This is a genomic window from Okeania sp. SIO2C9 (genome assembly GCF_010672455.1).
Lineage (GTDB): Bacteria > Cyanobacteriota > Cyanobacteriia > Cyanobacteriales > Microcoleaceae > Okeania.
The window spans coordinates 19,714-29,639 of record NZ_JAAHGO010000094.1 but is presented as its reverse complement, the minus strand read 5'-3'; the positions used below and the strand labels follow the sequence as shown (position 1 = coordinate 29,639).

5 protein-coding genes are annotated in these 9,926 nt (G+C 39.7%); 4 read left to right on the top strand and 1 reads right to left on the bottom strand.

Going from position 1 to position 9,926, the window contains the following annotated elements; genetic code table 11:
• Positions 1-206 precede the first annotated feature (206 nt).
• The 4 genes from F6K23_RS35400 (at position 207) to F6K23_RS35385 (ending at position 8,611) form a co-directional block, all read left to right on the top strand.
• On the top strand, positions 207-3,638 hold the full coding sequence (locus tag F6K23_RS35400) for a LamG-like jellyroll fold domain-containing protein (protein WP_293165159.1): 3,432 nt from the start codon (positions 207-209) through the stop codon (positions 3,636-3,638).
• Positions 3,532-5,769: a hypothetical protein gene (locus tag F6K23_RS35395; protein ID WP_293165157.1), complete on the top strand. Its 2,238-nt coding sequence runs from the start codon at positions 3,532-3,534 to the stop codon at positions 5,767-5,769. Before F6K23_RS35400 ends, F6K23_RS35395 begins: the two co-directional genes overlap by 107 nt.
• Positions 5,770-5,894: 125 nt before the next feature.
• Positions 5,895-6,839 (top strand): hypothetical protein, encoded by a 945-nt coding sequence (locus tag F6K23_RS35390; protein ID WP_293165155.1) that lies wholly within the window; start codon positions 5,895-5,897, stop codon positions 6,837-6,839.
• 257 nt (positions 6,840-7,096) lie between these two features.
• Positions 7,097-8,611, top strand: coding sequence for a thioredoxin-like domain-containing protein (locus tag F6K23_RS35385; RefSeq protein WP_293165153.1), 1,515 nt, complete (start codon positions 7,097-7,099; stop codon positions 8,609-8,611).
• A gap of 429 nt (positions 8,612-9,040) precedes the next feature.
• On the opposite strand, the gene F6K23_RS35380 is transcribed toward F6K23_RS35385, so the two are convergent.
• Complete coding sequence (locus F6K23_RS35380; protein ID WP_375340820.1) at positions 9,041-9,793, bottom strand: circadian clock KaiB family protein; 753 nt, start codon at positions 9,791-9,793, stop codon at positions 9,041-9,043.
• Between the last annotated feature and the right edge of the window lie 133 nt (positions 9,794-9,926).

Sequence of the window (9,926 nt, the reverse complement as noted above, 5' to 3'; positions counted from 1 at the left end):
TTAAAGGTCCCGCGTGGAATTTTGATCAAAAGCGTGGTAGAGAAATTTTCTACCACATTGGGAGATACCCCCTCAGTAAGTTAATCTTGCTGTGCATTGTTAACAATTGTTAGCAAAATAGTATCGGTACTATTAGTCAGGTCAAAAGAGGAGAGGAAGATAAAGTTCAAATTACTACTGATGCTTCAGGGTTAGAGAATGGGGATGTGGTCAAGATTACTAAGACCAAAAGCTATGATGGCCATTATGTAGCCACGAAGATCGATAAGGATACTTTTGAAATTACAGCTAGCTATGTTGATAGTGATATTGGCAGTTGGGAAAAAGTAGAAGAAGAGGAAACAGGTTTAATTTTTGATGGGTCAATTACTGGTTTTGAGTGGTCAGCAAACAATAAGCTCAAGGTAACAGCTTTCAATCATTGTTTGAAAAATGGGGATGAAGTTCAAATTGTAGATACAAGGGACTACAATGATAAGTTTGGGATTGAGAAGATTGACGATAACAATTTTTTGGTTAATGGTATTCGTTGGCAGTTAGGGGAAGCAGTTAACCTGAAGTTAGAGTCACGAAAGCGTCGTGGTGTCATGTTGAATGGTACTGACGAATATATTGAGATTCCTGATATTTTGGAGTTAACTCCCCCATCTACAGAATTTGCTTTTGGTTATACGGTTTCTGCTTGGGTTGATGTATCGGCGACTGGTAGTGGAGAACAGATAATTGTTGGGGAAAAGAACAATGTTTTCCAACTCTTGATTAATAATGATACTGTCGCTCTAAAAGTTAGAATAGCGAATAGTCATAAACAAGTTACTTATAAGGCAAATATACCCACAGGAAAATGGGTACATTATGCTGGAATCATTGCTTCTGATGGCACGAGTAATAAAACAACCTTAACTCTTTGTAAGGATGGCGAGCAGGTAGGAACACCTAAAGAAGCTACGGGGTTACCCAAGATTCCTGAAAAATGGCAGCCAAAATTGGAGATAGGCAAGTATTTTGCTGGCAAAATTTCTGATGTGCAAATTTGGGATAAAGTTCGTACTGCTCAGGAAATTAAGGATAGTATGTACCTACAGCTAACTGGACGGGAAGTTGATTTGGCGGGTTATTGGCGACTAGGTGCTATTAGCGAAGAAAAAGTGAGGAAAGTTGTAGATTTCTCTCCTAATGGAAATGATGGCATAGTACATGGGGATGCTTTTGTTAGTGCTATTACTCTCAGTCGCAAGTTGAGGGACAATACCACGAAAGCAACGAAGTACAGCAATGATGATTTGGTGGCAGTGAGTGCCAGGGCAACTTATCTTGAAACTTTTGAATTTAAGACCGATCATCATCATGTAAAACCCAATAAGATTGATGGTAAGAAATTGTTTAGCTTCTCCTATTGGGGTAAAAAAAGTCGTAGTGCTGATGACAAGATTTCATTTGATGGAAATCAAGGTGACTTTGTGAGTTTAGGTAATGATTGGTACAAAGCAACTTGTCGGTTTACTGTACCTGATGGGGTGGCAATGATGCGTACCTTTGAAATTTCTGATGTTGAAGGTAGTTGGTCAAATTTGGAAATTCGTAAGCATCGCATTCAGTTAACCCTTGATAGCATTACTGAAGAGAAATATACAGATGGCCTGAGTCTGACAATGTTGGCAGATAGTCAGGCAGCATTACCATCCAAGTTGAAAGATTTTGAGCAAAAAGAGCATGAGGAAGCATTACTTCTCAAGGAAAAACGGGAACTAGAACGAAAAATTGCTAATTTGAATCTAGGAGATATTGAAAGACAAGCAGCTATAGCTGCTAAACGGCGAGAAATTTCTGCTCAAGATACTATTGTTAAAAATCTTAAAAGTGAAAAAAATCGATGTTGGGATACTTATCAAGACGAGTATCATAACAAATTTAACTACTGGTGTAGACTGGTTTGTAAAGAGAACAATTCGATTGCTTATGTTCATAGTAATGGCAAAACTAACGACCTTCTTTATAGAACCCATCAAGCTGTTTCTGGAATAAATACGTACTTTAAGTTTGTAAAGGATGGCGAGTATTATCAGATTTTTTGTAAAGATGGAAGTGGGGCTTTATGGGGGTTCTATCACAAGAAAGTATATAGCATTGGCATCATTCCCACGATCGACTTTGAATGGAAACTAGAACCTTTATCAAATGGTTACTATTTGATTCGTCAGGCAAGGGGAGGAGTATTAGAGCTTTGGTATGATGAGGATGATGTTTTAGTCGATTCAGAAGATCGACCCCCTAGCATTGACCAACTGTGGAGAATAATCAAAACAGAAGAGAAATGCAACAATAATATTAAGAATGCTAAATCAGCTTATGACAGCAAAATAGCAGAATTGAATCTGGCGAAACAACATTTAGCCGATCTTCAAGAACAACTGAGACTCTTAAAATTAAAGGGTAGCGAGAAAAGTGCTACAAAAGCTGAACTAGAGGCTCGCCTAAAGGAAGTCATTGAGCTACTTACTACTGTTCAGGATTTATTGGACAAATTAAACAATGAAATACTTGATTCAATAGTAAGTATTCAAAAAACGTCACAAACTATGTCCGAAGTAGCTAAAGATCAAAAGGGGTTAGTGACCAAAGGGGCATTCTTAGGGTTTGCACCTGCTGCTAGTCGAGTTACAGCTATGGAAACTTGTGAAGGTAATGTGCAACTTAGCTATTTTGATCGGGGACGAATGCGGTTGACGAATTATGATGCTACTGCTGACAGTCGCAATAGCACTTTTGAACAGTGGGTGCCCGACCGATTTCCTGTTTGTCTAAACTTTGGTGATAGTCATAGTAAAATAGAGTTGCCAAATTCAATTAAGTTGCCAGACGAATGGACGATAGAAACCTGGTTTTTTAGTCCGAAAAAATCAGGTAAGATGCTGCTACAGCAAAAGCAAAAACTCCAAGCAAATGATAAAGAAGCAGGTGACCACTTTGGCAATTCTGTAGCGATATCAGGTAATTTCGCTATTGTCGGAGCCACTGGTGAAGACATAGGTGCTAGCAACACAGGTGCAGCTTATATCTTTGAACGTCACAGCGATGGCAGTTGGCAACAAACCCAAAAACTCCAAGCAAATGATAAAGAAGCAAGTGACTACTTTGGCAATTCTGTAGCGATATCAGGTGATTTTGCCATTGTCGGAGCCTTTGGTAAAGACATAGGTGCTGGCGACACAGGTGCAGCTTATATCTTTGAACGTCACAGCGATGGCAGTTGGCAACAAACCCAAAAACTCCAAGCAAACTATCCAGAAAAAGGTGCCTACTTTGGCTGTTCTGTAGCGATATCAAGTAATTTTGCCATTGTCGGAGCCTATAGACAAAACAACGGTGCTGAGGACACAGGTGCAGCTTATGTCTTTGAACGTCAGAGCGGCAGTTGGCAACAAACCCAAAAACTCCTAGGAAACGATACACAAGCCGATCAGCATTTTGGCTGTTCTGTAGCGATATCAGGTGATGTCGCTATTGTCGGAGCCACTGGTGAAGACATAGGTGCTAGCAACACAGGTGCAGCTTATATCTTTGAACGTCACAGCGATGGCAGTTGGCAACAAACCCAAAAACTCCAAGCAAATGGCCGAAGTCCGCATCTGGAGTAAAGCTCGCACTGCTGACGAAATCAAAGTAAATATGCACCGACGTCTAACAGGTGAAGAATCAGACTTAGTTGCTTATTTTCCATTGAATGGCATCATACCAGAAGGCTCAACTGCAAAAGTTCTCGACTTTAGTGGTAACAACCATCATGGTATTGTTCATGGAGCCATCATTAAAGATGACAATAGCTTACCCATTGGTAGTGACTCTCTAATCAGCGCTGAATACAGCACTATTAGTATTGAGAAAGTGACTAATCGGAAAGTGGCTATCATGCGACGTTTCCTCGCTGCTCCCAGTCTCAATGGTGCAGAATTCTTACCAGATAAGCGGATTGAGGAATTGGAACTAAAATGGATAGGTAATGCTCAATTTGCACCAACTATTCTGGGTTATATCGAAGGATCGCCACCAGTACCCAGTGAAAACTTAACCGTAGAAGAAGACTACAATGGTGCAACCTCGGTAGAAGTAACCATGTCCGAAGAGGCAGAGTTTAGCTGGGACAGAGCCCAGGAAAGTGGATTAGGAGGTAGTATAGATACTTTTGTCGGTAGTTCTGGTGAAGCATCTGCAGGTCTAGGATTTATGTCACGACTGGGAGAATGGAAAGCAGGATTCAAAGGCAACTTAGACTTAGGTTTCCTCTGGCAAAATGAAAGTAGCATTGCCTCCAGTGCATCGGTGACTATGACTGATTATCTGGAAATGCGAGGCAACCAGGAAGTAGAGGCGAAATTTCCCCATTTAGGCAAACGTTTTATTCCCAAAAATGTTGGTTATGCCTTAGTAGTTTCTAGTTTAGCTGATACGTTTATCACTCGTCTCAAGCGCAGTGGGAAAATGATTGGTTATCAAGTACGACCTGTAGAAGGTATTCCACCAGATATTAATACGATTACCTTCTTGATAAATCCAGCTTATACTATGAGTGGTAGCTTAGATGGGTTGACAGGTAGTGAGGCAACAAGCGATCGTTTTTACCGCCATGTACCGGAAATGCGCGCTCAATATGGTTCCCTGTATCCAGCAAGTTATTATCGACTGCAGGAAGCATACGACCTGAAACAGCAAATAGATAATGAGGATAAACGAAGAGAATCCTATTTTGCCCAATTTAATGCCACTTTAGTTGATGAAACCTCTCTAAACCAAGAAATTGACAGTGGGGAAGGTCCTCAAACAGTAGGAGTTACCCGAGAAGTAGACACAGATGATGAAAAGATGACTGAGGAGCAAAAGAAAGAAGCCGAAAAAAGACAAAGGCAGGAATTTAAGGCAGAAGCTGGAAAAAGTGCTAAGGAGCAATCAAAAAAAGCCAAGGAGAAGCAGAAAGAAATTAAAGCTAGGATTAAAGACCAAGAAAAAAGAGCTCATGCTACAAACAGTTTTGCAGGTTGGCAAAAACGGATGGAAAACATTCAGATTCGTGCTGGCAAGCGGAATATTGTGAATAATTATGTTTGGGATGCAGACGGCGGACTGAGAACAGAAGCTCAAAGCTTTGCCAATGTGGTAGAGCATACAGTTGGCGGTTCCTTTTCTCTAGATGCAGGTTTAGGATTCCAAGGAGAGTTTGAAGCCGCCACCGCAGCGGGAGAGTTAACTGCTCTAGTGACTATTAATTTGACTCAAACCATGAGCAAAACGGAAAATCGGAGTAAGGGTTTAGAGTTAAGTGTAGATTTGAGTGGAGTAGAAAGTAAAGGCATTACTGACTACAAGGACTACCCCATCCAACCAGGGGAAAAGGTAGACCGCTATCGGTTTATGAGCTTTTTCCTAGAGGCAACTACTAAGAACTTTAATGATTTCTTTGATTATGTAGTCGATCCGGAATGGTTAGCAAGTAACGATGAAGAAGCTCGTGCATTGCGACAAGCGAAAGGTAAAGCTAATAAGACTTGGCGGGTACTGCACCGAGTTACTTATGTGGAACGTCCGGCGCTGATGGGATTTGGTCGGGATGTTCGTCAGAAAGCAGATGAGGATGAGATAACCAAAGAAATCACTGAGTACTTTGATTCTCTGGAAGAGACAAATAAGGACTTAAAAGATGAACTCACAGATATTCGTGGTCAGATTGTAGCTCTAAAATTGTTGCTAGAAAAACAACAATCTGGTAATAAGTAGTTCTTAAACTTTAGATTACATCGGGTTTGAAACCTCAACTGAGAAGTTTCAAACCTCGCTCTAAAAGCGATAAATTATAGATGCCATATTGGTTCTATAGAAAATCAAAAACGGGAAAGAATCTAATGCCACCAACAACTAGAAGTCAGAAAAAGCAACCCGCTGCCAAAAACATACTCCATAAACTCAATAAGAAAAATCACAAACAAGTGATTAAAGCTGTAGCTAAAGTTGCTCATAAGAAAGTATGGAGCAAGGGGAAAAATCCTCATGTTATCTCCAGCACATTTTCTTTTGCGCAGGAAAATGGCAAGTGGGTTTATAAAGGTCGTCCTCAATGGTATCCTAAAATTGTTGAAGATATAAAAGTCCAAAAAGGAGAACACCGACGCCATATTATACCTTCTCATCTACTGCTTTCTTCCTTTAGCAATTACATAAATGCTCATTCTGCAACTATCGAAAGTAAAGCAGATGCTTTTATTGCTAAATACAAAGTGCCAATTAAAGGGAGTGGTTTAGATAATAAATTAAAGGCTGTTGCTACCTACATTCATAATAATAAGAATAATCTTTTTCCAGAAAGAGGGGATGAAAATACAGCCATCGGTTTTTTGCCTAAAGAGATAGGAAATTTGCTGAAAAATGCTGACGCATTATTGAAAGTAGAATATGATAACGCAACTAAAGCAAATTCCAGTCAAAATGTAAGTAATGCTAAAATTCAACAAATTAGCAAAGAAGTTGTTTCTTATATAGAAAATGAACTTCAAGGACTAAAAAAGAAGGGTTTCGGATTTGTTTTGCCAGTTAAAGCTGATATTTTAGAAAAAGCTATTAAATCGATCCAGGCAATGCCAGATAAAAATTATGCACGGGTAACTGCATTTCTTACCGATGAAATTCTTCCTTCCCTAGAACTAGATTTGAGCAAAACTCCAGGGTTGGCAGCTCAAAACCAAAAGGCCATAGAAATTTACCAACAACTTGACAAGTTAAGCAATGGTGAAGGAGGAGATATAGATTTTTTTGCGGTCATCGACGAATTTCTAAGTTTACCACAAAACTAATAATTGGGGAATGGGGAGATAGCGATCGCCTGCTTTGGTAGGGTGCGTTAATGTCAATGTTACGCACCTCTACATTTTCAACCAGAGAATTGAAACTGATAGCTGAATGCTGAGTGCTGAATGCTTACCTAAAATTAGTGTAAAGAAGAGGTACAGCAGTTTCCGAAGTTATGAGGTACATAATATTGATGATTTTAGGCACATTAGTCTGAAATCTGCTGTAATTATTAATTATTAATTATTAATTGTTAATTGTTATGTCCCGTATCAGAGCACCTAAACTGCCCCAAAATTATCCCTGGCTAAATACAGACAAACCACTATCCCTCGAATCTCTAAAAGGACGAGTGGTTATCCTCGACTTCTGGACTTACTGTTGCATTAATTGCCTCCACGTTCTACCAGACCTAAAATTCCTAGAACAAAAATATCCAGATAGCCTGACTGTTATCGGTGTCCATTCAGCAAAATTTGAGAATGAAAAAGAATTGGAAAATGTCCGACAAGCTATCCTCCGCTACGACATTGGACATCCTGTTTTAGTGGACAGTGGATCGAGAGTTTGGCAACAATATGCTGTTCGTGCATGGCCTACTTTCAAAATTATCGATCCAGAAGGGTATATAGTAGGGTCTGTTTCTGGTGAAGGTAAACGTGATTTCTTGGATGAAATTATTGGTAAGTTGATAGAAGAACATCAAGACAAAGGTACTATTAATTTTAGTGAAGTTAGCTCAATTCTAGAAAAACAAAAGCAACCTTTGACTACACCTTTAGCTTTTCCTGGTAAAGTTCTCGCTGATAGTGATACTAATCAATTATTTGTCGCCGACTCAGGACATCATCGTATTGTTGTTAGTACTCTTGAGGGAGAAGTTTTGCACATTATTGGTACTGGGAAAGCAGGATTAATTAATGGTTCATTTTCTGAAGCTCAATTTTTTGCTCCCCAAGGTATGACTTTTGATGCCAAGAATCAAGTTTTATATGTTGCCGATACAGAAAATCATGCTTTACGCAAAATTGATTTTACAACTCAGCAGGTGGAAACTATTGCAGGTACTGGAGAAAAAAGTTATCAAATTTCACCTCATAGTGGAGTTGCTAGAGAAACTAGACTTAATTCACCTTGGGATGTGGACAAGATAGGCGATCGCATCTTTATTGCTATGGCAGGTTCCCATCAAATTTGGCTGTTGCAACTGGAGACTGGGATGATTAGCACTTATGCAGGGACTGGTGCAGAAGCTTGTGTAGATGGCTCTCTGACAGAATCTGCTTTTGCTCAACCTAGTGGTATTAGTACGGATGGCAACGAATTATTTGTGGCGGATAGTGAAATTAGTTCAATTAGGGCAGTAGGTATTAATGAGCATCCCCAAGTGCGGACTATTTGTGGTAGTGGAGGACTATTTGGCTTTGGCGACAAAGATGGCCGAGGTTCAGAAGTTTTGCTACAACATTGTTTGGGAATAGAATATACCCAAAATTATGTCTGGGTTGCTGATACCTATAATCACAAAATTAAGCGGGTAGAATATCATGCAGGTTTATGCCTTACCATGTTGGGAGATGGCACCGCTGGTCATCAAGATGGACAAGGTATTAATTGTCAATTTTTTGAGCCATCAGGATTAAGTGCGATCGCGCAACATTTATTTATTGCAGATACAAATAATTGTATGATCCGCAAAGTTGAGTTAGATACTTTAGAAGTCACAACCGTAAATTTTCCAAGTTTATGTGCTCCTGATGTCTGTTTACCTAGTTAGGGTTTGCGCTTCACTAGTCTTTTAGTAGGGGTAGGAGACAGGAGACAGGAGACAGGAGACAGGAGGAACGGGGAATGAGCGAGGAGGTAGGAGTAATATCATGTCCGGTTGAACACTTATTATATAGTTCGGGGGAGTAGGGGAGTAGGGAAGTAGGGAAGTAGGAGAGTAGGGGAGATTGAAGGCTTTAATCAGCAAGCCGTAGTTAGTGAATTGTTAGTATACAAGCATTACCAGCAACTAAAAAATTCATCTTAGCTGCTGGAATGTCATAGGTTGTTTCATACTATAGCACTACAAGAATTGGGCGCGGACATTTTTCAATCCTAAAACCCTTTGACAGTTTGCTATTCCCTGTTCCCTATTCCCTAGCGCGTAGCACTATAAATTTGAAAAGTTTTACAACCAAACGCTAAAAAAATCTAACATTTAAAATCTAGAATTAACACCTTCCAACAACTTAAGAATTTTTTCCACATCATTAAACTCCCCAACAATTCTCCGCACAGGTAGAGGCCAAACCCTAATCAGGGTAGGAGTAGCAGTAATTTGATCTGCTTCAGCTTGTTCGGGATGTTGCAACACATCTATTACCTTTAAAGTATAAGGATGAGAAAGAGACTTTTCTAATATTTGGTGCAGACTCTGGAGAGTCCGCTCAGTGCCAATATTGTTACCCGATACAAATAAGCGGAGAACATACCCTTGAACTTTTGGTTTTTCTCGTTGTAAATCGAGACTGGATCTCAAAAATTCCTCTGGAGTTGAGTCCAGATTAACCTCTTGCTGCTCAAGATGTACAACAAGGTCATGATTTTCCCAGAGTTGAGAAAACTGGTCATAATAAGTAGCAATTACCATTGGATTACAAAATTCCTCTGACCAAGGAGCAGGTTGCCAAATCAAGTTATCAGTCTTAAAAATGGCATTAAGTAATATCTGATATCTTAAGACTGGAGCATAAGCTTCAGCAGAAACTTGGACTTTTTGAGTGCGATGGTCTAACCATTTATCAATAGTTGCAGTGTATCCTGGTATCAAGAAATGAGGTGGTTCTGATAACCCCAATATTTCTTGTAGCTCTACACAGAGGTGTAGATGCCATCGATTTTGTTTACTTGGGTCTATACAATAAATTAAATCTCCCCCAGGTGTAAACAAGGCAATACCCTTGAACAACAGGGGGAATTTTACTGGAGCTGGTTTCAAGAAAATCAATTAGGATCGACTACAGACTTTTGAGTTTTTCCATTAAACTCAACTGCTTAAGGCATTAGCTTAACTTAAAACTGTACCCTTCACTTATACTCTAGTT

Coding starts and splice junctions, on each gene's coding strand:
- F6K23_RS35390 (WP_293165155.1), top strand. CDS start 5,895: ATGCCACCAACAACTAGAAGTCAGAAAAAGCAACCCGCTGCCAAAAAC.
- F6K23_RS35385 (WP_293165153.1), top strand. CDS start 7,097: ATGTCCCGTATCAGAGCACCTAAACTGCCCCAAAATTATCCCTGGCTA.